Origin of the sequence: Streptomyces lusitanus, assembly GCF_042647945.1 — a bacterium.
Classification (GTDB): Bacteria; Actinomycetota; Actinomycetes; order Streptomycetales; family Streptomycetaceae; genus Streptomyces; species Streptomyces pseudogriseolus.
In genome coordinates this window covers 1-23071 of sequence record NZ_JBHRWL010000017.1, presented here as the reverse complement: position 1 = coordinate 23071, position 23071 = coordinate 1, and the positions used below count along the sequence as shown (strand labels likewise).

Below are 23071 nucleotides of genomic sequence, written 5' to 3'. Positions count from 1 at the left end.
GTGACGGGCGTGACGTGTGTGACGGAGGAGGCGGCGGGCTCTAGGTCAGCGGCAGCCGGTACAGGCCGCCCGGCATCGGCTCCACCAGGCCGTCGGACACCAGCCCGTCCAGCGCGCGGGCGCGCTGCACCGGCTCGTGCCACACCCGGTCCAGCGCCGCCTGCGGCACCGGCCCGTGCGCCTCCCGCAGCACCGCGAGCAGCCGCCCGCGGACCTGCCGGTCGGTACCCGCGTACGTCTGCCCACGGCGCGGCGGACCGTCGTGCGCGGGCTTGCCGGCCAGCCGCCAGGCGCACTGCGCGGCGATCGGGCAGCGGTGGCACGCCTCGTTCTTCGCCGTGCACACCAGCGCGCCCAGCTCCATGGAGGCGGCGGCCCACCGGGCGGCCGTGGCCGCGTCCTCCGGCAGCAGCGCGCGGGCGAGCCGGCGCTCGGCGGCGGTGGTGGCGTTCGGCGGGTACTGGGTGCCGGCGACCGCGCGGGCGAACACCCGGCGGACGTTGGTGTCCAGCACCGCGTGCCGCTGCCCGTAGGCGAACGACGCCACGGCCGCGGCGGTGTACTCGCCGATGCCGGGCAGCGCGAGCAGCTGGGCGTGGTCGGAGGGGACGTCGCCGCCGTGCCGTTCCGTTATGGCCACGGCGGCTCCGTGCAGCCGCAGGGCGCGGCGCGGGTAGCCGAGCCGGCCCCAGGCGCGGACGGCCTCGCCGGGCGCCTCGGCGGCGAGGTCGGCGGGGCGCGGCCACCGGGCCATCCACTGCTCGTAGACGGGCAGCACGCGGTTGACCGGGGTCTGCTGGAGCATGAACTCACTGACCATCACCCCCCACGCGCCGGCCTCCGGGCGCCGCCACGGAAGGTCCCGGGCGTGCTCGTCGAACCAGTCGATGACGGGGGAGTGCAGCGGCTCACCGGGAGCACGCTCGGACGCGGAATCGGCGGCGGTGCCGTACGGGGGCTTCGTGGGAGCAGTCATGACCCGTCGATCCTGCCACGCCGGGCCGCGTGGACGGCCGAGCGCCACGGGGGAGGGCCTCCGGCGGAGCAGTGCGCGCTCGCCGCTGGGCGCCGGGCGTGGGTGAACGGCCCTGGGCGGGCGGCCGTGGGTGAACGGTCGTGGGCGGACGGCCGGAACCGTGGGAACGGTCGGAACGGTCGAGGTATGACAAAAGGCAAGGGTGTGCGGCCGGTTACCGGGATGATGATCCGGAAAAGTTGCGCGTGGGGCGGCGGGTGGGACAAGTGAACGCCCGGATCTCTCGTACAGTTTGGGCCGTGGGATCTCTGCGCAATCCGGTCGGGCCGCTTCCCTCCTCCATCTACTGGCGTCGGAGGGCCGTACTGCTGTCCGTGCTCGCCCTGTTGGCGTTGTTGATCACCTGGGTCGTGGTCTCCACGGGCGGCGGCGGCAAGGGCGCGAACAACGGCGCGAACGGCAAGAATCCCGTGCCCTCCATCACCCCGGGACCCTCCGGTTCGGGCCCCGCGATCAGCCAGGCGCCGGGCGGACGCGACGAGACGGGCGACGGCGGGTCGGAGGGGTCCGGCGACGGCACGGGTGACCCCGGTGACTCCGGCGGTTCGTCCGGTTCCGGCTCCGACGACGAGGGCGGGGACGGCGACCCAGCCGACTCCGCGGGCGCCGGAGGCGCGGAGGGTTCCGGCAGCGGCGCGGGCGGCAGCGCCGGCGGCGGCTCCGAGGGCGGTACGTCCGCGGGGGTCGGCGCGGGTGACGCGCTGCCGGCCGGATCCAGCTCAACACTGCCCAACTGCTCGGCGAGCGCGGTTCGGTTCAGCCTGCGCAGCGAGCACAACACGTACGGGCCGACGGACACGCCCACCTTCCTGCTCACCGCGCGGAACACGTCCGGGTCCGACTGCAAGATCGACCTCGGTCCCGAGCGGACGGTGCTGACGGTCTCTCAGGCCACGGACGACGACACGTTCTGGGCGTCGGACGACTGCCCCAAGGGCGCGCGCAGTCTGTCCTTCCGGGTGCCGGCCGGGGACAGCATCACGTACACCGTGAAGTGGGACCGCAAGCCGAGTGCGGAGGAGTGCGCGACGCCTCGGGCGGGGGCGGCGAAGCCGGGTACGTATCTGGTCGAGGCGAAGGCGCCCGGGTTCGAGAAGGTGCGGACGTCGTTCGTGCTCAAGGCTGACTGACGTCTTTTGTCGACTGACGGCCCGGTGGGGGCCGGGCGCGCGGTTCCCCGCGCCCCTTCGGGGCGCGTTCGTCAGACGTAGCGTTCGAGGATGCTGCTTTCCGCCAGGCGGGAGAGACCCTCGCGGACGCTGCGGGCGCGGGCCTCGCCGACGCCGTCCACCGTCTGGAGGTCGTCCACGCTCGCGGCGAGCAGCTTCTGAAGTCCGCCGAAGTGCTCCACCAGGCGGTCGATGATCGCGCCGGGCAGCCGCGGCACCTTCGCCAGCAGGCGGAAGCCGCGCGGCGACACCGCCGAGTCCAGCGTCTCCGGAGAGCCGGTGTACCCGAGCGCCCGCGCCACCGTCGGCAGCTCCAGCAGCTCCGCGTGGGTGAGCGCGTCCAGCTCGTGCAGCGCCTCGTCGACCGTGCGGGAGCGCTTCGCGGTCGGCTCGGGGACGTAGTCCCGGACGACCAGTTCGCGCTCCGGCTCCACGCCCGCGATCAACTCGTCGAGCTGGAGGGCGAGAAGACGGCCGTCGGTGCCCAGTTCGACCACATATTCGGCGATTTCGGTGGCGATGCGGCGCACCATCTCCAGCCGCTGCGCGACCGCGGAGACGTCCCGGACCGTCACCAGGTCCTCGATCTCCAGCGCGGACAGCGTGCCCGCGACCTCGTCGAGGCGGAGCTTGTAGCGCTCCAGGGTGGCGAGCGCCTGGTTGGCGCGGGACAGGATCGCCGCCGAGTCCTCCAGGACGCGGCGCTGGCCGTCGACGTACAGCGCGATCAGGCGCATCGACTGGGAGACGGAGACCACGGGGAAGCCGACCTGCTTGGAGACGCGGTCGGCGGTGCGGTGCCGGGTGCCGGTCTCCTCGGTGGGGATCGTCGGGTCCGGGACCAGCTGGACGCCGGCCCGCAGAATCTTCGACAGGTCCGAGGACAGCACGATGCCGCCGTCGAGCTTGCACAGCTCGCGCAGCCGGGTCGCGGTGAACTCCACGTCCAGCACGAAGCCGCCGCTGCACAGCGCCTCGACGGTCTTGTCCGAGCCGAGCACGATGAGCCCGCCCGTGTTGCCGCGGAGCACGCGCTCCAGGCCGTCACGCAGGGCGGTACCGGGTGCCACGGCGCTCAGCGAGGCGCGCATCAGGCCATCGGAACCGGCACTCCCACCGGACTTTCCGGGAGCTGCTGCCCGGTCGTTGGCTGCCACTGCACTCCTCCGGTCGCAGGTTCTGGGCGCCCCCGCGCTTCGTACGGACGGGCGAGACCTGGGCAAAGTCTACCGGCGGTCCTCCTGCTCCCGTGGGGCCTCTCGCCGACGGGAGCGGGGAAGGACCCGCAGCGCGTCCCCTATGTCCGCCACTTCCAGTACCTTCATGCCCGCCGGGACCTTGCCCGGGTCGCCCGGCACCAGGGCGTGCGTGAAGCCCAGGCGGTGCGCCTCGGCGAGCCTGCGCTGCACGCCCGTGACGCGTCTCACCTCGCCCGCGAGGCCCACTTCGCCGATCGCGACGAGGTTCTTGGGCAGCGGGGTGTCGCTGGCGGCCGAGGCCAGGGCGAGGGCGACGGCCAGGTCCGCGGCCGGCTCGGAGAGCTTCACGCCGCCGACCGTCGCGGAGTAGATGTCCCTTTTGCCCAAGGCGCTGATCCGGCCGCGCTGTTCCAGCACGGCCAGCATCATCGAGACGCGGGAGGTCTCCAGGCCGGAGGTGGTGCGGCGAGGGGAGGGGATCTGTGAGTCCACCGTGAGCGCCTGCACCTCGGCGACCAGGGGGCGGCGGCCCTCCAGGGTGACGGTCAGACAGGTGCCCGGGACCGGCTCGGCCCGCCGGGTGAGGAACAGCCCGCTGGGATCGGCGAGTCCGGTGATCCCCTCGTCGTGCAGCTCGAAGCAGCCGACCTCGTCCGTCGTCCCGTACCGGTTCTTGACTCCTCGCACGAGCCTCAGCCGCGCGTGCCGGTCGCCCTCGAAGTGCAGCACGACGTCCACCAGGTGCTCCAGGAGACGCGGGCCCGCGATGGCGCCGTCCTTGGTGACGTGGCCCACCAGCAGCGTGGACATCCCGCGCTCCTTGGAGGCGCGGATCAGCGCGCCCGCCACCTCGCGCACCTGGGCCATGCCGCCCGGGGCGCCGTCGATCTCGGGGGACGCGACCGTCTGCACCGAGTCGAGGATCAGCAGGGACGGCTTCACCGCGTCCAAGTGCCCGAGGACGGCGGCGAGATCGGTCTCGGCGGCGAGATAGAGGTGGTCGTCGATGGCGTGGATGCGGTCGGCGCGCAGCCGCACCTGACTCGCCGACTCCTCACCCGTGACGTACAGGGTGCGGTGCTCGTCGCTCGCGGACTTGGCGGCGACGTCCAGCAGGAGTGTGGACTTGCCCACGCCCGGCTCGCCCGCGACCAGCACCACGGCGCCGGGCACCAGCCCGCCGCCGAGCACCCGGTCCAGCTCGGGCACGCCCGTGGAGCGGGCGGTGGCCTGCCGCCCGTCGACCTGCCCGATGGGCAGCGCGGACGTGGTGACCCGCCCCGGCGCGGTCGTCCGCACGGCGGGCGCCGCACCGTACTCCTCGACCGTCCCCCAGGCCTGGCACTCGGGACAGCGCCCGAGCCACTTGGCCGTCTGCCATCCGCACTCGGTGCAGCGGTAGGACGGACGGTCCTTGGACGTCTTGGTACGGGCAGCCATGCCCAAAAGGTAACGGCCCCCTCTGACACCGGAAGCCCGCCCCCGTCCCGGCGGGGCGCGTGCCCGCTTCGACCGCCGGTCACGCAGGCACCGCTGCGACGGCCGGCGCGACCGGCCGACACGCGGGGCACCGGCCGCCTCGATGCGGGCGGCACTCCGGTCGGGCTGTCAGGGCCCGGCGGCCCACCGGCCGGTCTCCCCGCCACGCGCTCGGGCTCGTCGGCCGGGTCCTGCGCGCCGGGTGGGCGCGGTCCGACCGGGGAGCCGGGCGGGCTGGGACGGCGCCCCCGTCACGCCGGCCCGGCGCCCGGCGGCCGGCCAGCCTGACGCGCGGCCGGGCTCGGTGGGCGGAGCCCCGAGCGCCCGCTGTGTTGGCTGCACCGTTCCTTCGGGCGGAGGCCCGGCGGTGTGGTTCGTGCTGGGCTCAGCTCTCGCCCGGCAGCCCATGGGGCGAGGAGGTGCCTTCCGGATGCGGGCCAGGGGTGTCGGACGTCCGCGCAGGACCGTGCGCCAGGTGGGCGTGATCCGTCCGGGTGTCCGGCCGGCCGGAGTGAGGCACCCCGCCAGGCGGATGCGGGACATGGCGCCCCCCGGCGCCGTAGGTGCCGTGTACCCGTCCCGCGTCGTGGCCGCTCACGCGGCGGGGAAAGGTTCCTGTCCCCGGATTGAGGGATCGTTTCACCCGTACGGATTAAAAGTGCGCACGGCGCCGGAAGGCGTCGGCCGGGGACGCCTACGGTCGCCGAATGACGAGCAGCGGCCCGGACACCTCGACCCGTACGTCCACCCGTACGACCGGAACCGACCGGACGCACCGGGAAGCGCGCGACCGGGCGGCCGCGCGCACACTGGCCCGGCGGTCGGCCGCCCGCTACGAGCCGCACCTGGACGGTCTGTTCACCTACTGCCTGTCCGTCCTGTGCGACCACGACGCGGCGACCGCCGCCCTGGCCGACGCGCTCCACCTCGCGGAGCGCCGCGACCGGCACGTCCCGGACGAACTCGGCAGCCTCCGCGCGTGGCTGTACGCCCTCGCCCGCTGGGCGTGTCTGCGCGCGCTGGCCGAGGCCAGGCAGAGACGTCAGGCCTCGCACGCCGGCGGCCGCTCCGGCAGACAGCGCGCCTCCGCGCGACATCAGGACGCCCCCGCCGTGCCCCCCGAGGAGCAGGAGCGGCGCCGTGGCGAACTGGCCGCGCTGGCCTGGCCGGAGGCCGCCGGCACCAGCCCGGAGCAGCGCGAGGCGCTCGAACTCGCCGTACGCCATCGCCTCGCCGCCCACGAGGTCGCCGCCGTGCTCGGCATGGCGCCCGCCGCGGCACGCGAACTGCTCGCCACCGCCGCCTGCGAGGTGGAGCGCACCCGCGCGGCCCTCGCCGTCGTCGAGACCGGCGCCTGCCCCGGCGTGGCGCATCTCACCGGCGACCAGGGGATGGTGCTCGGCACGACCCTGCGCCGCGAGCTCGTGCGCCACGTCGACGACTGCCCGCGCTGCCGCCGCACCGCCGAGCGGGCCGTCCCCGGCCGGTGGCCCGGCACCAGCGTCACGCCCGACACCCTGCCCCTCGTGCAGGCGCCCGCGGCCGCCCTGCACACCGCCCTCGCGCACCACCCCCGCGCGCGTGGCGGCGCGCCCCGCTTCGACCGGCGCGGCTTCCCCATGAACCCCAAGGACCGGGTCGCCCGCCGGGACCGCCTGCGCGCGCGTGCCGTCACCACGACCGTCGTCGCCACGGTCGTCGCCGCGCCCGTGCTGGCGCTGTGGGCCGCCTACCGGGGCACCCCGGTGGGCGAGGGCGTGGGCGGCGGCCCGTCCTCCGCCCGCGAGGACGGCACCGTCGACTTCGACGGCGGCGAGGGCGGCGCCGGCTACGAGAACGCCGGCAACGCCCGGCCCCGACCCGGCACCCGGTTCGGCGCCGACGGCGCTCCGGACGTGTCCGTGGAGGTCGTCGAGGTGGCCGGCGCCGGGCACAAGGGCGCCGCCGAGCTGGGTGTGTCGGCCGCCCACAGCGGTGACACCACGCTGATCACCCTCACCGCGCGGGGCGACGCACCGGTCCGCTGGTCCGCGTCCACCGGCGCCTCCTGGCTCTACCTCAACCGCTCCTCGGGCACGCTCGCGCCCGGCGAGTCGGTGACGATCCGGGTCTTCGTCGACCAGCTGCGCGAGCCGTCCGGCCACTGGCGGGCCACGGTGGCGATCTCCCCGGCGGGCTCCGTGGTGTCCATCGAGGGATACGGCCCCGCCCCGGCCGGCCCGGTCACCGGCTCCCCGTCGGCCCCGGGCACCCCGAGCGGCCCGCCCCCGTCGCCCTCGCACCCGGACCCCACGCCGACCACTCCGACGCCCTCGGACCCCACGCCGACCGACCCGCCGTCCTCCGAGGAGCCGGATCCGGACCCCTCGACGCCCACGGACCCCGCCCCGTCAGACCCCTCACCCTCCGACCCGTCGCCCTCGGACCCCTCCGACCCCGAGCCCTCGGACCCCGGCGGCTCCACGCCTCCCGGCGGCACGGGCACCCCGGACCCGGGCACGCCCGGCCCGGGCACGCCGTAGAACACCGCGTCTCCGCACACGAAGCGGCGCCCGTCCCCACTCTCGGGGAACGGGCGCCGGAAACGCCGTGAGCAACCCGTCAGGACGGGTCCGCCGGATGCGGCGCCAGCAGCGGCAGCTGCGACGCCAGCCGCTCCTCGCACAGCTCGACCAGCCGGTCGTACCCCGCCTTGCCCATCAGCTCGATCAGCTCCGCGCGGTAGGAGACGTACACCGGCTCGCCTGCGCCGTGCGCCGAGGTCGCCGACGTGCACCACCAGTGCAGGTCGTGGCCGCCGGGGCCCCAGCCCCGCCGGTCGTACTCGCCGATCGACACCTGGAGCACCCGCGTGTCGTCGGGCCGGTCGATCCACTCGTACGTACGCCGGACCGGGAGCTGCCAGCAGACGTCCGGCTTGGTCTCCAGCGGCTCGCGGCCCTCCTTGAGGGCGAGGATGTGCAGCGAGCAGCCCATGCCGCCCGCGAAGCCCGGACGGTTCTGGAAGATGCACGACCCCTGGAACGGGCGCGTCTGCCGCTCGCCGTCCTCGTCCTCGGAGATCCACCCGTTGCGGGTGCCCTCCGCGTGGTGCTGCCAGATGTCCGGCGTGAGCCTCGCCACATGCTCGGCGACGCGCTTCTCGTCGTCCTCGTCCGAGAAATGGGCACCCAGCGTGCAGCACCCGTCGTCCGCGCGGCCCGCCTGGATGCCCTGGCAGCCGCTGCCGAAGATGCAGTTCCACCGCGAGGTGAGCCATGTCAGATCGCAGCGGAAGACCTGCTCGTCGTCCGCCGGATCAGGGAATTCCACCCACGCGCGGGCGAAGTCGAGGAACTGCTCGTCGTCGGCAGGCGCCGGCCGCGGCGTCTGCGGGACCGGCACCCGCGAAGGATCGCCGGCCAGTCCGGCCCGCTTGTCCTTCCTGGCCTTTTTGTCCGTCTTCTCGTCCTTCGCCTTTTTCGTCTTTGGCACCCGTCCAGGGTAAGTCGCCGGGGACCCGCCCCGGCACCGCTCCCGCCCGTGGGAAACGGTCAACACGGCGCGCCGCCGGCAGTAGCGTTCCGTACATGAGACTCGGTGTCCTCGACGTGGGCTCGAACACGGTGCATCTGCTGGTGGTCGACGCCCACCCCGGCGCGCGGCCGCTGCCCGCGCACTCGCACAAGGCCGAACTGCGCCTCGCCCAGCTCCTCGACGACGACGGATCGATCGGCCCCGGCGGCATCGACCGGCTGGTGGCGGTCGTGCACGAGGCGCTCCAGGCCGCCGAGGACAAGGGCGTGGAGGAGCTGCTGCCGTTCGCGACCTCCGCGGTGCGCGACGCCCGCAACGCCGACGACGTCCTCAGCCGCGTCCGCGAGGAGACCGGGGTCGAACTCCAGGTGCTCAGCGGGGAGGAGGAGGCGAAGCTCACCTTCCTCGCCGCCCGCCGCTGGTTCGGCTGGTCCTCCGGGAAGCTGCTGGTCATCGACATCGGCGGCGGCTCGCTGGAGATCGCCTACGGCCTGGACGAGGAGCCCGACGCCGCGGTGTCGCTGCCGCTCGGCGCGGGCCGCCTCACCGCCGGCCGGCTGCCCGGCGACCCGCCCGAGGCCGAGGACGTCCGCGCGCTGCGCCGCCACGTCCGTACCGAGATAGCCCGCACGGTCGGCGAGTTCAGCCGGTTCGGCCCGCCGGACCACGTGGTGGCCACCTCCAAGACCTTCAAGCAGCTCGCCCGGCTCGCGGGCGCCCCGGGCTCCGCCGAGGGCCTGTACGTGCAGCGCGAGCTGAAGCGCGAGTCGCTGGAGGCGTGGGTGCCCCGGCTGGCCGGGATGACCGCCGCCGAGCGCGCCGAACTGCCGGGCGTGTCGGAGGCCCGCGCGGGGCAGCTGCTCGCCGGCGCGATGGTCGCCGAGGGCGCGATGGACCTGTTCGGCGTGGAGCGCCTGGAGATCTGCCCCTGGGCGCTGCGGGAGGGCGTCATACTCCGCCGCCTCGACCACATGGGCCCGGGCTGACCCCCGAGAGGGCCGCCCCCGAAGGCGCCGCCGCCCGCTATGGCAAACACCACAACGGCGAAGCGGTACCCCGCACCGCCCCCACCCCACCCCGTAACCTGAGGCTCGTGGCAGAAGCAAGGGACGTAGTCCGCATCCCGGATGCGAAGGTCGCCCTGTCGACGGCCTCCGTCTACCCGGAGTCGACGGCGACGGCCTTCGAGATCGCCGCGCGCCTCGGGTACGACGGCGTCGAGGTGATGGTCTGGACGGATCCGGTCAGCCAGGACATCGAGGCGCTCCGCAGGCTCAGCGACTACCACCGCATCCCCGTCCTCGCCGTCCACGCGCCCTGTCTGCTGATCACGCAGCGCGTGTGGTCCACCGACCCCTGGACCAAGCTCCAGCGGGCCCGGGCCGCCGCCGAGAAGCTCGGCGCGTCGACGGTCGTCGTCCACCCGCCCTTCCGCTGGCAGCGGCAGTACGCCCGCGACTTCGTGGAGGGCATCTGGCGGATGGCGGACGAGACCGACGTGCGGTTCGCCGTGGAGAACATGTACCCCTGGCGCTACCGCGACCGCGAGATGCTGGCGTACGCCCCCGACTGGGACGTGACCAAGGAGGACTACCGCCACTTCACGATCGACCTGAGCCACGCCTCCACCTCCCGCACGGACACCCTGCGGATGGTCGAGCGCATGGGCGACCGGCTCGGGCACGTGCACCTGGCCGACGGCCGGGGCTCCGCCAAGGACGAGCACCTGGTGCCCGGCCGCGGCGACCAGCCGTGCGCCGAGGTGCTGGAGGGTCTCGCGGGGAGCGGCTTCGACGGTCATGTCGTGATCGAGGTCAACACCCGGCGCGCCATGTCCAGCGCCGAGCGGGAGGCCGATCTGGCGGAGGCCCTCGCCTTCACCCGCCTCCACCTCGCCTCGGCGTCCTCCCCTTCCTCCCTGTCCTCCCCCTCCTCCCTCCGGGTCCCGCGACGATGACCGGCGTGACCGCGAGCGACGGCCCGACCGCCACTCCGCAGGGAGCCCCGCGGCGCCGGGGCCGCCCGCCGCGCACGGAGTCCGCGGGCACCCGCGACCGCATCCTCGACGCGGCCCGCGAGCAGTTCTCCGCGCGCGGCTACGAGAAGACGTCCGTGCGGGGCATCGCCAAGGCCGCCGGGGTGGACTCCGCCCTCGTGCACCACTACTTCGGCACCAAGGAGCGGGTCTTCGAGGCCGCCGTCGAGGTCGCCTTCGGACCGGTGCTCGACCAGCGGGACTCGGTGCTCGAAGGGCCGCTCGACGAGGTGGGCGAGCGGATGACCCGCATGATCGTCGGCCTGTGGGAGAACCCGGTCACCCGTGCCCCGCTGCTCGCGATCGTCCGCTCCGCCGTCAACAACGACGCCGCGGCCGCCGTGTTCCGCCGCCTCGTCGCCAGCCAGCTGCTGCGCCGGGTCGCCGGCCAGCTCGACCGGCCCGACGCGGAGCTGCGGGCCGAACTGGCCGCCGCCCAGCTCGTCGGCGTCGCGATGATCCGGTACGTGATCCGGGTGGAGCCGCTCGCCTCGGCGGACCCGGAGGAGATCGTCCGGCGGGTCGCGCCCGTCGTGCAGGGCCATCTCACGGGCGCCTGACCGGCGTCCGGGGTCCGTACGCACCGGCGCCGGACCGTCCCGGAAGCCCGAGGGCACCTGAGACACGCGTCCCGTATTCCGGACACCTTGTCCCGCCCTCTGGATGACCGGCGTACGCTCGATCCAGTCAGAACTCTCTGGCCAAGACTCCCCGAAGGTCTGAAGGAGCGAGCGACGATGCCCGAGCTGAGGTCCCGCACAGTCACCCATGGCCGCAACATGGCGGGCGCCCGCGCCCTTATGCGCGCCTCCGGTGTACCCGGTGCGGACATCGGCCGGAAGCCGATCGTCGCCGTCGCCAACAGCTTCACCGAGTTCGTCCCCGGTCACACGCATCTCGCCCCGGTCGGCCGGATCGTCAGCGAGGCGGTCACCGCGGCCGGCGGCATCCCGCGCGAGTTCAACACCATCGCCGTCGACGACGGCATCGCGATGGGCCACGGCGGCATGCTCTACAGCCTGCCCTCCCGCGACCTGATCGCGGACAGCGTCGAGTACATGGTCGAGGCGCACCGCGCCGACGCCCTGATCTGCATCTCCAACTGCGACAAGATCACCCCGGGCATGCTCAACGCGGCCCTGCGCCTGAACATCCCGACCGTCTTCGTTTCCGGCGGCCCGATGGAGTCCGGCCGGGCCACCCTGGTCGACGGCACGGTCCGCACGCTCGACCTGGTCGACGCGATGTCGGAGGCGGTCAACGAGAACGTCTCCGACGCGGACATCCTCCGTATCGAGGAGAACGCCTGCCCCACCTGCGGCTCCTGTTCCGGCATGTTCACCGCCAACTCGATGAACTGCCTCACCGAGGCGATCGGCCTCTCCCTCCCCGGCAACGGCTCGGTCCTGGCCACCCACACCGCCCGCAAGGACCTCTACGTCCGCGCGGCCCACACGGTCCTGGACCTCACCCGCCGCTACTACGAGCAGGACGACGACTCGGTCCTGCCCCGCAGCATCGCCACCCCCGCGGCCTTCGAGAACGCCATGGCGCTCGACATCGCGATGGGCGGCTCCACCAACACGATCCTGCACCTGCTGGCCGCCGCCCAGGAGGCGGAGGTGTCGTACGGCCTCACCGAGATGGACGCCCTCTCCCGCCGCGTCCCGTGCCTGGCCAAGGTCGCGCCGAACGTCGCCAAGGACCGCACGTACTACATGGAGGACGTGCACCGCGCGGGCGGCATCCCCGCCCTCCTCGGCGAACTGCACCGCGGGGGTCTGCTCAACGAGGACGTCCACTCCGTCCACAGCCCGTCCCTGGCCGACTGGCTGAAGACCTGGGACATCCGCGGCGGCTCCCCGTCGCAGGAGGCCGTGGAGCTGTGGCACGCGGCCCCCGGCTGCGTCCGCTCCGCCGAGGCCTTCTCCCAGTCCGAGCGCTGGGACTCCCTGGACGAGGACGCCGAGGGCGGCTGCATCCGCTCCGTCGAGCACGCCTACTCCAAGGACGGCGGCCTCGCGGTGCTGCGCGGCAACCTCGCCGTGGACGGCTGCGTGGTCAAGACGGCCGGCGTCGACGAGTCCATCTGGACCTTCGAGGGCCCGGCGGTCGTCTGCGAGTCGCAGGAGGAGGCCGTGCAGAAGATCCTCACCCAGCAGGTCAAGGAGGGCGACGTCGTCGTCATCCGCTACGAGGGCCCCAAGGGCGGCCCCGGCATGCAGGAGATGCTCTACCCGACCTCGTACCTCAAGGGCCGGGGTCTGGGGAAGGCCTGCGCCCTGGTCACCGACGGCCGTTTCTCCGGCGGCACCTCGGGCCTGTCCATCGGCCACGCCTCCCCGGAGGCGGCGGCCGGCGGCACCATCGCCCTGGTCGAGGACGGCGACCGCATCCGCATCGACATCCCGAACCGCTCGATCGAGCTGCTGGTCGACGACGCGGAGCTGGCCCGCCGCGAACAGGCCCTGAACGGCGCGTACGCCCCGAAGAACCGCGACCGCAAGGTCTCCGCGGCTCTGCGCGCCTACGCGGCGATGGCGACGAGCGCGGACAAGGGCGCGGTCCGCGACGTGAGCAAGCTGGGCTGAGGCCCCGCACCCCGCCGTACGGCCCCGTCGCCCGTCACCAGGCGGCGGGGTCGCCCGCGTCCACGGCGAAGACGGTGCCGTCGGGGGCGGAGGCGTAGACGCGCCCGTCGGCCACCACGGGCGCGGGCAGCGACGCGACGACCCGGTCGCCCTGCCCGAGCCTGGGCGGGGTCTGCCCGGCCGGCCGGCCGGTCCCGGCGTCGAAGGCGAGCAGCCGCCCGTCGGGCGCGGACAGGAAGACGTGCCGGCCGTCGGACACGGGGGCGGAGGCGCGGGCGAGGCCGGTCTGGAGCGTCCAGAGGCGGGCGCGGCGGTCCATGTCGACGGCGACGAGCGCCCCGCCGGTGCCCACGAGGTGGACGACGTTCCCGTGAGCGCTCCCCTGGGCCTGTTCGAGCGGGACGCCGAGCGGGACCCGCCGGGAGATCCCGGTGTCCGGGTCGTGGGCCACGACGGCCTCCGTGTCGCCGTAGACACCCTCGGCGGAGAGCAGGAAGACCTCCCCGCCGTCCGCGCCGACCGGCCTCAGCTGCCCGTCGAGCCGGTCGTCCCAGCGCACGTCCCCGTCGGCCGGGTCCAGCGCGGTCACGTTCGTGCTCTTCTCGTCCGCGGTGGGGCTCGTGACGTACACGAGGTCGTGCCCCAGGTCGTCGCCGGGGAACGAGGCGACGTCGGTGAGGCCCGGACCGGGGAGGTGCCGGGTCCACGCCGTGTCGCCCGACGCGCCGTCCACGGCGGTGACCGTCCCGTCGGTCCCGGCGAGCACCAGCGTGTCCCCCGTCTGCGTCACCGTCCGGTGCGCGGCTCCGGGTCCCTCCCACGCCGTCACCCCCGAGGCGGGGTCGAGCGCCACCAGCGGACCGCCCTGCCCGGGGTAGGGCTGGACGAGGCCGCCCGCGACCAGAGGCTTCTCGCCCCCGGTCGTCGCCGTCACGGCGCGCTGCCACAGGAGCCGGCCGTCGGAGGGGCGGAGGGCGAACGCCTTGCCGCCCTGGACGCAGACCAGCGTCCCGGCCCCGTGGGAGCAGCGCGGGATGCCCTCCGCCGGACCGGCGACCGCCCAGCCGCGAGAGCCGTCGGACGTCCCCTCGGGCCCGGTGCCGGCGGCGGGAGCCGTGTCGCCCCCGCCGAACACCTGGAGCGCCGTCAGCGCCAGCACCGCCGCCAGGCCCACGGCGCCCACCGTCCCGTAGACCGTCCGCCGGCGCCCGCGGTGCGGCCTGCCCGCGTCCTTCGGTTCCGCACCGGCCTTCGGTTCCGCCCCTGCCCTCGGTTCCGCCCCGGCGTTCGCTTCCGCCGCCCCAGGCTCCCGCCGCGCCGGTTCCGCCGCCCCCCGCCGCGCCGGGCGGCTCCGCCAGGGCGCTTCGTCGGTGCGCTGGCTCGGTATGAAGACCCGGGTGTCGTACGACGCCGCCACCGCCCGCAGCCCCGCCATCAGCTCGTCCGGCGTGGGCCGCTCCTCGGGCTCCTTGGCCAGGCACCGCCGTACCAGGTCGGACAACTCGTCCGGGACGCCCGTCAGATCGGGCTCGTCGTGCACCACCTGGTACGCCACGACGTACGGGCTGTCGGAGTCGAACGGCCCGCGTCCCGTCGCCGCGTGCACCAGCACCGACCCCAGCGCGAAGATGTCCGCCGCCGGCCCCACCTCACGCGGCCGGCGGAACTGCTCGGGCGCCATGAACGGCGGTGTGCCGATCAACTTGCCGGTCTCGGTGCGCAGTTCGCTGTCCTTCGGCCGCGAGATGCCGAAGTCGATGACCTTCGGGCCGTCCTCGGACAGCAGGACGTTGCTCGGCTTGAGGTCCCGGTGCACCACCCCGACGCGGTGGATGTCGCGCAGCGCCTCCGCCAGCCCGGCCATCAGCCGGCGCAGTTGGGAGGAGTCCAGCGGCCCGTTCCGCTTCACCTCGTCGGCGAGCGTCGGACCGGGGATGTGGAGGGTCGCCATCCAGGGCCGATCGGCCTCGGGGTCGGCGTCGACGACGGACGCGGTGAACGCGCCGCTGACCCGCCGGGCCGCCGCCACCTCCTGCCGGAAACGGCCCCTGAACTCAGGGTCCTTGGCGTACTCCGCGTGCACGACCTTCACCGCGAGCTTGAGTCCCGAGGTGCTGCGCGCCAGGTGCACCACGCCCATGCCGCCCGATCCCAGGCGGCGTTCCAGGCGATAGTGGCCGGCGAATTCAGGACGTTCCGCTTCCGCACCCGTCCCGGCGTCCTGCTGCGGCGCCATGGGACCACCCCCGTGCTGTTCCTCCGCGCGCGACGCTCGGAGCCTAATCGATGTCTCGTTCGGGACCGAGGAGGCTTGCTAGCCTCCGTGTTCGAGTCGCACACGGGTGTTTTCAGGCCGCGGCTCGGGGGAATCAACGCGACCCCAGAGACACCTGGGGTTTCACACGGGGGAGGTTCGCATGTCTGTCGACTCTGTCGCGGAGAACGAGTCCGGGGACGCCTCGGACGGCGCCACGGAAACGCTCGCCGCGTCCGCCACGCGCTACTACGCCGTCGCGCCGGGCGTCCGCCTGAACGTCCGCAGCGGTCCCGGCACCGGCTACCCGGTCGTCCGTATCCTGCCCGAGGGCGCCAAGGTCCCGATCTTCTGCCAGACCCCGGGCACGCGCGTGACCGGCCCGTACGGCACGTCGAGCATCTGGGACAACATCGACAACGGCCAGTTCGTCTCGGACGCGTACGTCTACACCGGCAGCGACGGCTACTTCCGCCCGCGCTGCTCCTTCTGACCACCCCGGGGGCCCGGCCCGTCCGGGCCCCCGCGCGATAATCGAACCGTGAGCGACGCACACGGCACCCCGGACCGCACCCCGGCCACCCCCTCCGGCCCCCGGCCGGAGCCCCTCCGTTTCTTCGGGACGACCTGGGTCGACCACTCCCGCGGGTACGCCGCCCGCCGTCTCGGTGTCGCCGCCGGCTCGCTGGCGGTCGCGTCCGCCGCCTGCTTCGTGCTGCGCTTCGCCTACCAGGGCCTCCAGATCGCCGCCGTCGGGAGCTTCGTCTCGCTGCTGGTCGTCGTGATGTTCGCGGTGTGCAGCGCGCTCGCCTTCGGGCACACCTGGTCGTCCTTCTCCACCCGGCCCGACCCCGACCGCCAGTCCTCCCTGCGCGGGCTGCTGACCATCGGGTTCATCGGGTCGCTCCTCGCCTACTTCTTCCGCTCCCTCACCGAGGCCCCCGGCGAGAAGCTGCACCGCGCCGAGTACGAGACGGCCCGCGAGGAGTACGACCGGCGCATCACCCGCCGCTCCGGCAACCCCGCGCGCAAACGACGCCGCGACGCCTGACCCGACGCCCCGCAGCCCGGCGGCTCCCGACCCGGCGGCTTCCGACCCGGCGGCTCCCGACCCGGCGGCTTCCGCCCCCCATCGGCTCTCCGAGAAACTCACGCCCACCCGACCGTCCCGCGGCGAGCATGACCGTATGACGACATCAAGGGACGACCAGGCCACCCACGCCGCCCGAGCCCACTCCTTCAACGCGGTCGCCGCCCAGTACGCGGACCACCGCCCCACCTATCCGCCCGCCCTGTTCGACGCGATCGAGGACCTCACCGGCCGCCCGCTCGCGGGGGCCCGAGCGGTGGACGTCGGGGCCGGCACCGGCATGGCCACCGCCCGCCTCCTCGAACGCGGCGCGCAGGTCGTCGCCGTCGAGCCCGGCGAGGGCATGGCGGCGGAGTTCCGCCACCGCCTCCCCGGCACGCCGGTCGTCCGCGGCGACGGCAACGCCCTCCCCCTCGCCGACCGCACCGCCGACCTGATCACCTACGCCCAGTCCTGGCACTGGACCGACCCCGCCCGCTCCGTCCCGGAGGCGCTACGGGTCCTGCGCCCCGGCGGCGCCCTGGCGCTGTGGTGGAACACCAGCGCCCTCGACGTGCCGTGGATCGCCGAGGCGACCGCCCGCGCCGGCCGGCACTTCGGGCAGGACTTCTCCCGCGCGCGACCGGACTTCGACCCCTCCGTCGCCGACCCCTCCGGCCGCCTGGACCTCCGCCGTCACACGGTCCGCTGGAGCCGCCGCGTCCCCGTCGACACCCACCTGGCCAACGTCGGCAGCCACTCGCTCTTCCTCGTCCAGAGCCCCCGCCGCACCGCCGCCTACCTCGCCGAGGAGCGGCGCCTCGTCCTCGAGGTGTTCCCGGACGGGATCGTCGAGGAGACCTATGACGTCGTCCTCCTCCTCGCCTCCGCACCGCGGGCCGCTTGACGCGTCCGCGCCGCCGGGAGCAGTATTCATCACATGATGAATTACTCCTCCCGGCCCCCGGAGGAACCGGCCGTGCACGCCCAGGGCCTCACCGTCGTCCGGGGCTCCCGCACCGTGCTGCGCGGCCTCGGCTTCACCGTCCCGCGCGGCCGCATCACCGGCCTCCTCGGCCCCTCCGGCTGCGGCAAGTCCACGCTGATGCGCGCCGTCGTCGGCACCCAGGCCAAGGTCACCGGCACCCTCGACGTCCTCGGCCGCCCCGCGGGCCACCCCTCCCTGCGCACCCGCATCGGCTACGTCACCCAGGCCCCGTCCGTCTACGACGACCTGACCGTCCACCAGAACCTCGACTACTTCGCCGCGATCCTCGCCCCGGGCCGGACGGCCGCCGACCGCCGCCAGGACGTGGACCGCGTCCTCGCCGACGTCGACCTCACCGGCCACGCCGACTCCCTCGCCGGCGCCCTCTCCGGCGGCCAGCGCAGCCGCGTCTCCCTCGCCGTCGCCCTCCTCGGCACCCCCGACCTGCTGGTCCTCGACGAACCCACCGTCGGCCTGGACCCCGTGCTCCGCCGCGACCTGTGGCAGCTCTTCCACCGCCTCGCCGAGGAGCGCGGCGCCACCCTCCTCGTCTCCTCCCACGTGATGGACGAGGCCGAGCGCTGCCACCAGCTGCTCCTCATGCGCGCCGGCGAGGTCCTCGCCGAGGGCACCCCCGAGGCCCTGCGCACCCGCACCGGCTCCGACACCGTCGAGACCGCCTTCCTCCGCCTGGTCGACGAGGCCGCCGCGGCCGCACGCACCGAGGAGTCCACCCGATGACCGCCACGAGCGCCCTCAGCCCGTCCCGCACCACCGCCACCGCCGCCCGCGTCCTGCGCCAGCTCCGGCACGACCCGCGCACCATCGCGCTGATGATCCTCGTCCCGTGCCTGATGCTGCTCCTGCTGCGCTACGTCTTCGACGGCAGCGCCCGCACCTTCGACACCATCGGCGCCTCGCTGCTCGGCATCTTCCCGCTGATCACGATGTTCCTGGTCACGTCCATCGCCACCCTGCGCGAACGCACCTCCGGCACCCTGGAACGCCTGCTCGCCATGCCCCTCGGCAAGGGCGACCTCATCGCCGGGTACGCCCTCGCCTTCGGCGCCGTCGCGGTCGTCCAGTCGGCCCTCGCCACCGGCCTCGCCGTGTGGCTCCTCGACCTCGACGTCACCGGCAGCCCCTGGCTGCTGCTCCTGGTCGCCCTGCTCGACGCGCTCCTCGGCACCGCCCTCGGCCTGTTCGTCTCGGCGTTCGCGGCGTCCGAGTTCCAGGCGGTGCAGTTCATGCCGGCGGTGATCTTCCCGCAGCTGCTGCTGTGCGGCCTGTTCGCCCCGCGCGACACCATGCACCCGGTCCTGGAGGCGATCTCCGACGTCCTCCCCATGTCCTACGCCGTCGACGGCATGAACGAGGTCCTCCACCACGCCGACCTCACGACCGCGTTCCTCCGCGACATCACGATCGTCGCGGGCTGCGCCCTGCTGGTCCTCACCCTCGGCGCGGCGACCCTGAAACGCCGTACGCCCTGACCGCCCGCCCGGTCCTTCGCCCTGCCCCCCCGCCCGGCGCTCCGTCCGCCCACCGGACGACCGCGCCCCCGCCACCCCCCGGATGGGACAATCACGACCAGGACGACCCACCCCCGGAGGGCACCCCCAGCCATGACCCAGAAAGTCGCAGTCCTCGGCACCGGCAAGATCGGCGAAGCCCTGCTCAGCGGAATGATCCGCGCCGGCTGGTCCCCCGCCGACCTCCTGGTCACCGCCCGCCGCCGGGAACGCGCCGACGAGCTCCGCGCCCGGCACGGCGTCACCCCGGTCACCAACCAGGAGGCCGCCAAGACCGCCGACACCCTGATCCTCACGGTCAAGCCGCAGGACATGGGCACCCTCCTCGACGAGCTCGCCCCGCACGTCCCCGCCGGCCGCCTGGTCATCAGCGGCGCCGCCGGCATCCCGACCGCGTACTTCGAGGAACGCCTCGCCGAAGGCACCCCCGTCGTCCGCGTCATGACGAACACGCCCGCCCTGGTCGACGAGGCCATGTCGGTCATCTCCGCCGGCCGCCACGCCACCGGGGACCACCTCGCCCACGCCGAGGAGATCTTCGGCGCAGTCGGCAAGACCCTCCGCGTGCCGGAGTCCCAGCAGGACGCCTGCACGGCGCTCTCCGGCTCCGGCCCGGCGTACTTCTTCTACCTGGTCGAGGCGATGACCGACGCCGGCATCCTGCTCGGCCTGCCCCGCGACAAGGCGCACGACCTGATCGTGCAGTCCGCAATCGGCGCCGCGACCATGCTCCGTGACAGCGGCGAACACCCCGTGAAGCTGCGGGAGAACGTCACGTCCCCCGCCGGCACCACCATCAACGCCATCCGCGAGCTGGAGAACCACGGCGTCCGCGCGGCCCTCATCGCCGCCCTGGAGGCGGCCCGCGACCGCAGCCGCGAGCTCGCCTCCGGCAACAACGGCTGACCGGTCCTCGCAGGCCGCGGCAGGTACGTGACCGTGCCGCGGCCCGTACGCGACCGCGCCGCGGGCCGGTACGTCACCGCGCCGCGGCCACCACCTCCTCGGTCGACACCACCCTCGCGAACCGACCGCCGTGCAGCGACACCGCCGTGGCCCGCGTCAGCTCGTCCGCCGTTGCCGACCAGCCGAACGGCCCGGCCAGGTCGAAGGTGTGCATGGCGTCGAGCGGGAACAGCACGTCGTAACCGAGGTTCCCGCCCATGCGGGCCGTCGTCTCGTTGCACATGTTCGTCTGGATGCCGGCGATCACGATCTGCCGCACCCCGGCGCCCTTCAGCCAGCCGTCCAGATCCGGCTCCCCGTAGAAGGCCGAGTTCACCGACTTCCGCACCAGCAGCTCCGGCCCGGCCCCCTTCCCCCGCCGCTCCTCGACGACGTCCTTGAAGTCGTTGCCCTCGTACCCGACCCGCAGCGGCGACCGCGACTGAGCGGGCGAGTCGTGCCGTACGAACACGACCGGACGCCCGCTCTGCTGCCAGACGTCGATCAGCGCGGCGATGTTCCGCTCCGCGTCCGGGTTGTTCCGCCGCCCCCAGAACGCGTCCTCGAACCCCTTCTGCACGTCGACGACGACGAGCGCGGCGTTCCCAGCTACCTCAACCGGTGTCTTCTCCATGCCTTCGATGCTCCCGCCGGGCCACCCCGCCCACCAGTGGCAGGAACGCTGAGCATCGATGGCTTCCTGCCAGTGCGCGGGCGCGTCCATCATGAAAGCCATGCAGCGCATCGCCCTCGTCGCCTTCCCCGGCATCCGCGCGTTCGACGTCTCCGTCATCACCGAGGTCTGGGGCAGCGAACGCGCGCTCCCCGGAGTCCCGCCCTTCGAACTGCGCCGCACCGCCGCCGCCCCCGGCGACCCGATCCCCATGCCGGGCGGCCTCACCCTCACCCCCGACCGCCCCCTCGACTGGCTGGACGACGCCGACCTGGTCGTCGTCCCGGGCCTGGTCGACCACGACACCCCCGTCGCCGCCCCCGTCCTCGACGCCCTGCGCCGCGCCCATCACGCGGGCACCCCGATCGCCGCCCTCTGCGCCGGCGCCTTCGTCCTCGCCCGCGCAGGACTCCTCGACGGCCGCCGCGCCGTCACCCACTGGCACCTGGCCCCGCACCTCCAGGCCCGCCACCCCGAGATCACCGTCGAACCCGACGCACTGTTCATCGAGGACGGCGACGTCTGGACCTCCGCCGGCACCGCCGCCGGCATCGACCTCTGCCTCCACCTGGTCCGCCTCGCCCACGGAGCCGAGGCCGCCGCCACCGTCGCCCGCTCCATGGTCACCGCCCCCTTCCGCACCGGCACCCAGGCGCAGTTCATCCAGCACCCCACACCCCGCGCCGACCGCGACGCCGACACCCTCGCCGCCGTACGCGAGTACGCCCTGCGCCGCCTCCACGAACCGCTCACCGTCGCCGACCTGGCCGCCCACGCCGGCATGGCACCGCGCACCTTCGCCCGCCACTTCACCGCGGCCACCGGCACCACCCCGCTGCGCTGGCTCCTCGACCAGCGCATCGCCGCCGCCCAGCGCCTCCTGGAACGCACCGACCTCCCCATGCCCGAGGTCGCCCGCCGCGCCGGGTTCGGCAGCGAGGTCACGATGCGCCAGCACTTCGCATCGCGCCTCGCCACCAGCCCCCGCGCCTACCGGGCCGCGTTCAGCGGCACCGCCGCCTCCTCCGAGGCCGGCAGCAGGCCGATCGCCCGGTGGGCGGCGTCCACCGTCGGCCGTGCCATCCCGCGCGCCCGCTCGGCACCCTCCCGCAGCACGCCGTCCAGATAGCCGGGATCGGCGCACAGCTCCTGGTGCCGCTCCCGCAACGGCCGCAGCACCTCGATCACCGCGTCCGCCGTGTCTCTCTTCAGCGCCCCGTACCCGTCGTACGCCGTTGCCAGCGCCTCGGGATCCCCGCCCGTGCACGCCGCAAGGATCTCCAGCAGATTGGCGAGCCCGGGCCGCGACTCCCGGTCGTAGACGACCTCACTGCCGCTGTCGGTCACCGCGCGCATGACCTTCTTGCGCACCACGTCCGGCTCGTCCAGCAGATAGACGATCCCCGGCCCGGTGTCGTCGCTCTTGCCCATCTTCGACGCGGGGTCCTGGAGGTTCATCACGCGCGCCGCCACCCCCGGGCTGGTCGCCCGCGGCACGACGAAGGTGTGCCCGTACCGCTGGTTGAACCGCACCGCGATGTCCCGCGCCAGCTCCACGTGCTGCGTCTGATCGTTCCCGACCGGCACCTCGTCCGTCCCGTACGCCAGGATGTCCGCCGCCATCAGCACCGGATACGTCAGCAGCGACAGCCGCACGCTCCCGCCCCGCCGCTGCTCGCGCGCCGCCTTCTCCTTGTACTGGATCATCCGGCGCATCTCGCCGTCCGTGGCCACGCACTCCAGCAGGTACGACAGCCGGGTGTGCTCGTCCACATGGCTCTGCACGAACACCGTGCACCGCGCCGGATCCAGTCCGGACGCCAGCAGCAGGGTGGCCGCCTGCCTGCTCAGCCGGCGCACCCGCGCCGGATCGTGGTCCACGGTCAGGGCGTGCAGGTCGACGATGCAGAACAGCGCGTCCGCCCGGTACTGGTCGACCGTGGCCCACCGCCGCATGGCCCCGAGGTAGTTCCCCAGCGTCAGATGTCCGGTCGGCTTGATGCCGCTGAAGACCCGAGTCATCACTTCTCCCTCTTCTGTCGAGCGTCGGGACCGCCGTCCGGGGCGGCCCGCCCCTCGAGCTCCGGGGGAGAAAGCGAAACGGCCGCCGAGGCGGCGGCCGTGGAGTGCATACGCAGGACGACCGCCGTCAGGCGGCCCACCAGAACTGGCTGTGCGTACGCGTCGTCATGCCCACGAGACTACGCCCCCGGGGTGGGGCACCGCAGCGAGTTGACACGCACCTGGGGGATCCGTAGTGTTCTCCGAGTTGTCCGACGTGAGCACCGACTCCGGTCGGCCCCGGACAGCCATCCCGCAAGTACCACCACTGATCGACGTCAGCGGCCTGTCCGTCGGCGCGTCATTGTCGTGCGTATTCGCGGAATGAGGAATCCGCACCCGAAAGGGAGCAGGACCCCGATTAGGTCGGGAGCCGGGAATCCGCTAAAGTCTCACTCGTCGGAACGGGCCGCAAGGGCCGGAAAGACAAACCCCGCTGACCGGGGGTCAGGTCGAGAAAAAGATCTGATAGAGTCGGAAACGCAAGACCGAAGGGAAGCGCCCGGAGGAAAGCCCGAGAGGGT

The 23071-nt window shown here is 73.8% G+C and carries 19 protein-coding genes and 1 pseudogene; 13 read left to right on the top strand and 7 right to left on the bottom strand.

Going from position 1 to position 23071, the window contains the following annotated elements; genetic code table 11:
- Nucleotides 1-40: 40 nt before the first annotated feature.
- Nucleotides 41-976, bottom strand: a complete 936-nt coding sequence (locus tag ACFOSY_RS23510) for an A/G-specific adenine glycosylase (RefSeq protein ID WP_369157271.1) — start codon at nucleotides 974-976, stop codon at nucleotides 41-43.
- A 299-nt stretch (nucleotides 977-1275) separates the two neighbouring features.
- Here ACFOSY_RS23510 and ACFOSY_RS23505 point away from each other — a divergent pair, with 299 nt between their 5' ends.
- Nucleotides 1276-2166 carry a hypothetical protein gene (locus ACFOSY_RS23505; RefSeq protein WP_394310105.1) on the top strand — a complete coding sequence of 297 codons (891 nt, stop codon included), beginning with the start codon at nucleotides 1276-1278 and terminating at the stop codon, nucleotides 2164-2166.
- A 71-nt stretch (nucleotides 2167-2237) separates the two neighbouring features.
- Here ACFOSY_RS23505 and disA read toward each other — a convergent pair whose 3' ends face one another.
- Nucleotides 2238-3362 carry a DNA integrity scanning diadenylate cyclase DisA gene (disA, locus tag ACFOSY_RS23500; protein ID WP_031020135.1) on the bottom strand — a complete coding sequence of 375 codons (1125 nt, stop codon included), beginning with the start codon at nucleotides 3360-3362 and terminating at the stop codon, nucleotides 2238-2240.
- A 69-nt stretch (nucleotides 3363-3431) separates the two neighbouring features.
- Nucleotides 3432-4844, bottom strand: coding sequence for a DNA repair protein RadA (gene radA, locus ACFOSY_RS23495; RefSeq protein WP_394310101.1), 1413 nt, complete (start codon nucleotides 4842-4844; stop codon nucleotides 3432-3434).
- Nucleotides 4845-5590: 746 nt separating this feature from the next.
- On the opposite strand from radA, the gene ACFOSY_RS23490 reads away from it, so the two are divergent.
- On the top strand, nucleotides 5591-7405 hold the full coding sequence (locus ACFOSY_RS23490; RefSeq protein ID WP_394310100.1) for a BACON domain-containing protein: 1815 nt from the start codon (nucleotides 5591-5593) through the stop codon (nucleotides 7403-7405).
- Nucleotides 7406-7484: 79 nt separating this feature from the next.
- On the opposite strand, the gene ACFOSY_RS23485 is transcribed toward ACFOSY_RS23490, so the two are convergent.
- On the bottom strand, nucleotides 7485-8357 hold the full coding sequence (locus ACFOSY_RS23485; protein ID WP_394310097.1) for a hypothetical protein: 873 nt from the start codon (nucleotides 8355-8357) through the stop codon (nucleotides 7485-7487).
- A 95-nt stretch (nucleotides 8358-8452) separates the two neighbouring features.
- On the opposite strand from ACFOSY_RS23485, the gene ACFOSY_RS23480 reads away from it, so the two are divergent.
- From ACFOSY_RS23480 to ilvD, 4 genes are all read left to right on the top strand, one after another.
- Nucleotides 8453-9385, top strand: a complete 933-nt coding sequence (locus ACFOSY_RS23480; protein WP_394310096.1) for a Ppx/GppA phosphatase family protein — start codon at nucleotides 8453-8455, stop codon at nucleotides 9383-9385.
- 107 nt (nucleotides 9386-9492) lie between these two features.
- Nucleotides 9493-10356, top strand: a complete 864-nt coding sequence (locus tag ACFOSY_RS23475; protein WP_394310094.1) for a sugar phosphate isomerase/epimerase family protein — start codon at nucleotides 9493-9495, stop codon at nucleotides 10354-10356.
- A complete protein-coding gene (locus ACFOSY_RS23470; protein WP_394310090.1) occupies nucleotides 10353-10994 on the top strand; it encodes a TetR/AcrR family transcriptional regulator in 642 nt (213 codons plus the stop codon). Before ACFOSY_RS23475 ends, ACFOSY_RS23470 begins: the two co-directional genes overlap by 4 nt.
- Nucleotides 10995-11171: 177 nt before the next feature.
- Entirely contained in the window at nucleotides 11172-13025 is a 1854-nt protein-coding gene (gene ilvD / locus ACFOSY_RS23465) for a dihydroxy-acid dehydratase (RefSeq protein WP_394310088.1), read from the top strand.
- Nucleotides 13026-13059: 34 nt separating this feature from the next.
- Here ilvD and ACFOSY_RS23460 read toward each other — a convergent pair whose 3' ends face one another.
- Nucleotides 13060-15261 carry a protein kinase domain-containing protein gene (locus tag ACFOSY_RS23460; RefSeq protein ID WP_394310086.1) on the bottom strand — a complete coding sequence of 734 codons (2202 nt, stop codon included), beginning with the start codon at nucleotides 15259-15261 and terminating at the stop codon, nucleotides 13060-13062.
- A 181-nt stretch (nucleotides 15262-15442) separates the two neighbouring features.
- Between ACFOSY_RS23460 and ACFOSY_RS23455 the strand changes: the two genes are divergently transcribed.
- The 6 genes from ACFOSY_RS23455 to proC all read left to right on the top strand — a co-directional run bounded on the left by ACFOSY_RS23455 (nucleotide 15443) and on the right by proC (nucleotide 19774).
- Complete coding sequence (locus tag ACFOSY_RS23455) at nucleotides 15443-15772, top strand: SH3 domain-containing protein (RefSeq protein WP_394310083.1); 330 nt, start codon at nucleotides 15443-15445, stop codon at nucleotides 15770-15772.
- A 48-nt stretch (nucleotides 15773-15820) separates the two neighbouring features.
- Nucleotides 15821-16330, top strand: a complete 510-nt coding sequence (locus ACFOSY_RS23450; protein WP_394310081.1) for an EamA/RhaT family transporter — start codon at nucleotides 15821-15823, stop codon at nucleotides 16328-16330.
- A gap of 136 nt (nucleotides 16331-16466) precedes the next feature.
- Nucleotides 16467-17255 (top strand): class I SAM-dependent methyltransferase, encoded by a 789-nt coding sequence (locus tag ACFOSY_RS23445; RefSeq protein WP_394310079.1) that lies wholly within the window; start codon nucleotides 16467-16469, stop codon nucleotides 17253-17255.
- Nucleotides 17256-17288: 33 nt separating this feature from the next.
- Nucleotides 17289-18077, top strand: coding sequence for an ABC transporter ATP-binding protein (locus ACFOSY_RS23440; protein ID WP_394310077.1), 789 nt, complete (start codon nucleotides 17289-17291; stop codon nucleotides 18075-18077).
- Nucleotides 18074-18829, top strand: a complete 756-nt coding sequence (locus tag ACFOSY_RS23435; protein ID WP_394310075.1) for an ABC transporter permease — start codon at nucleotides 18074-18076, stop codon at nucleotides 18827-18829. Before ACFOSY_RS23440 ends, ACFOSY_RS23435 begins: the two co-directional genes overlap by 4 nt.
- A gap of 132 nt (nucleotides 18830-18961) precedes the next feature.
- On the top strand, nucleotides 18962-19774 hold the full coding sequence (proC, locus tag ACFOSY_RS23430) for a pyrroline-5-carboxylate reductase (protein WP_394310073.1): 813 nt from the start codon (nucleotides 18962-18964) through the stop codon (nucleotides 19772-19774).
- 73 nt (nucleotides 19775-19847) lie between these two features.
- On the opposite strand, the gene ACFOSY_RS23425 is transcribed toward proC, so the two are convergent.
- Nucleotides 19848-20447 (bottom strand): cysteine hydrolase family protein, encoded by a 600-nt coding sequence (locus tag ACFOSY_RS23425; protein WP_394310071.1) that lies wholly within the window; start codon nucleotides 20445-20447, stop codon nucleotides 19848-19850.
- A 91-nt stretch (nucleotides 20448-20538) separates the two neighbouring features.
- Here ACFOSY_RS23425 and ACFOSY_RS23420 point away from each other — a divergent pair.
- Nucleotides 20539-21540, top strand: a pseudogene (locus ACFOSY_RS23420) (GlxA family transcriptional regulator); the annotation flags it as partial.
- Here ACFOSY_RS23420 and trpS read toward each other — a convergent pair.
- Nucleotides 21477-22508, bottom strand: a complete 1032-nt coding sequence (gene trpS / locus ACFOSY_RS23415) for a tryptophan--tRNA ligase (protein WP_394310066.1) — start codon at nucleotides 22506-22508, stop codon at nucleotides 21477-21479. The pseudogene ACFOSY_RS23420 and the gene trpS overlap by 64 nt on opposite strands.
- Nucleotides 22509-23071 lie beyond the last annotated feature (563 nt).

What these genes read in the sequence shown, in the direction of transcription:
- ACFOSY_RS23510 (WP_369157271.1), bottom strand. Translation starts at nt 976, where the DNA reads ATGACTGCTCCCACGAAGCCCCCGTACGGCACCGCCGCCGATTCCGCG.
- radA (WP_394310101.1), bottom strand. Translation starts at nt 4,844, where the DNA reads ATGGCTGCCCGTACCAAGACGTCCAAGGACCGTCCGTCCTACCGCTGC.
- ACFOSY_RS23490 (WP_394310100.1), top strand. Translation starts at nt 5,591, where the DNA reads ATGACGAGCAGCGGCCCGGACACCTCGACCCGTACGTCCACCCGTACG.
- ACFOSY_RS23480 (WP_394310096.1), top strand. Translation starts at nt 8,453, where the DNA reads ATGAGACTCGGTGTCCTCGACGTGGGCTCGAACACGGTGCATCTGCTG.
- ACFOSY_RS23470 (WP_394310090.1), top strand. Translation starts at nt 10,353, where the DNA reads ATGACCGGCGTGACCGCGAGCGACGGCCCGACCGCCACTCCGCAGGGA.
- ilvD (WP_394310088.1), top strand. Translation starts at nt 11,172, where the DNA reads ATGCCCGAGCTGAGGTCCCGCACAGTCACCCATGGCCGCAACATGGCG.
- ACFOSY_RS23460 (WP_394310086.1), bottom strand. Translation starts at nt 15,261, where the DNA reads ATGGCGCCGCAGCAGGACGCCGGGACGGGTGCGGAAGCGGAACGTCCT.
- ACFOSY_RS23455 (WP_394310083.1), top strand. Translation starts at nt 15,443, where the DNA reads ATGTCTGTCGACTCTGTCGCGGAGAACGAGTCCGGGGACGCCTCGGAC.
- ACFOSY_RS23445 (WP_394310079.1), top strand. Translation starts at nt 16,467, where the DNA reads ATGACGACATCAAGGGACGACCAGGCCACCCACGCCGCCCGAGCCCAC.
- ACFOSY_RS23440 (WP_394310077.1), top strand. Translation starts at nt 17,289, where the DNA reads ATGATGAATTACTCCTCCCGGCCCCCGGAGGAACCGGCCGTGCACGCC.
- ACFOSY_RS23435 (WP_394310075.1), top strand. Translation starts at nt 18,074, where the DNA reads ATGACCGCCACGAGCGCCCTCAGCCCGTCCCGCACCACCGCCACCGCC.
- proC (WP_394310073.1), top strand. Translation starts at nt 18,962, where the DNA reads ATGACCCAGAAAGTCGCAGTCCTCGGCACCGGCAAGATCGGCGAAGCC.
- ACFOSY_RS23425 (WP_394310071.1), bottom strand. Translation starts at nt 20,447, where the DNA reads ATGGAGAAGACACCGGTTGAGGTAGCTGGGAACGCCGCGCTCGTCGTC.
- trpS (WP_394310066.1), bottom strand. Translation starts at nt 22,508, where the DNA reads ATGACTCGGGTCTTCAGCGGCATCAAGCCGACCGGACATCTGACGCTG.